Source organism: Microbulbifer elongatus (assembly GCF_020524885.1).
Lineage (GTDB): Bacteria > Pseudomonadota > Gammaproteobacteria > Pseudomonadales > Cellvibrionaceae > Microbulbifer > Microbulbifer elongatus_A.
On record NZ_JAIVKJ010000021.1, the window covers coordinates 1 to 1,087 of the forward strand.

The following is a 1,087-nucleotide window of genomic DNA, read 5'->3' on the forward strand; positions in this document are numbered from 1 at the left end:
CCTAGTATCAACTTTGAACCGCGACAAAAGTAATTATTTCCCATAGTACATTTTCTCTGGTGTTCTGAAACCAAATCTTTTCCTGGGGCGGGTGTTTAGCTTTCTTGCAATTTCATCGCATTGTTGCTGCGTCAGCCCCATCATTGTTTGTCCCTTGGGCAGATATTGCCTGATCAATCCATTGAGGTTTTCGTTGCTGCCGCGCTCCCACGAGTGGTGCGGAGTAGCAAAGTAAAACTTCACCTTGGACTCGTTCTCTATATCCATATATTGGTGAAACTCGGTGCCGTTGTCCGCGGTTATGGTCTTGAATGCCTTGGGGTCGCGGGCTATGAGCTTTAGTGTTCGCTTATTGAGTGTTTTCGTGGTGCGGTCTCGCAGTTTACCTATCATGCAGAAGCCTGTTTTTCGCTCAACCAGCGTCACAATACAGTCCTTTGTGGTCTTCCCCATGACCGTATCAATTTCCCAGTGGCCTTTGTAACGCCGCGACTCCACACTGGCCGGACGTTCGGAGATATGTCTCTTAAACTCCATACGGCCCCGGCTATCGTAGCTCCGGTAGCGCTTGCGGCGTCGTTTCTGAGCGCAACGCAGGTGCTTCCACAGGTTGCCGCCGTGCGCTTTATCTCGCCACACGTACTGATAAATCATCTCGTGAGAGGGGCAGGGCACCCCCCTCGCCTTGAGCGTGCCTCTGATCTGCTCAGGGCTCCACTTTTTCCGCAGGAGACGGTGTACCAGCTTGAAATGATGGTTTTCGTAGCGATTATTGCGCCTGGATCGTCGGCGCCGCCCACGGGCCCTGCTGTCGGCTTTTGAGTGCCGGTATGCGCCATCGGTACGGTGACAACTGTTTCGGCTCAGCTCGCGGTAAATGGTGCTTCTATGCCTGTCTAAAATTTCAGCAATTCTGGCTACTGTATAGCCTTGTAACCGCAGCAGAGACAGGGTATACCTCTCTTCAGAGGTGATCTGTTGGTACTTCATTGGGGTTTCTCACTTCTTGGCGGGAGAGAAAAACCCCTTGTACCACAGGTCACCTTCCTATTTGAGCTCGGTGTCGCACTTCGGATTTGAATTCGGC

The 1,087-nt window shown here is 51.9% G+C and carries 1 protein-coding gene; it reads right to left on the reverse strand.

The window, feature by feature from the left end:
- Window positions 1-33: 33 nt before the first annotated feature.
- Entirely contained in the window at window positions 34-990 is a 957-nt protein-coding gene (locus LC059_RS17865; protein ID WP_226705233.1) for an IS30 family transposase, read from the reverse strand.
- Window positions 991-1,087: the final 97 nt, after the last annotated feature.

What these genes read in the sequence shown, in the direction of transcription:
- LC059_RS17865 (WP_226705233.1), bottom strand. Translation starts at nt 990, where the DNA reads ATGAAGTACCAACAGATCACCTCTGAAGAGAGGTATACCCTGTCTCTG.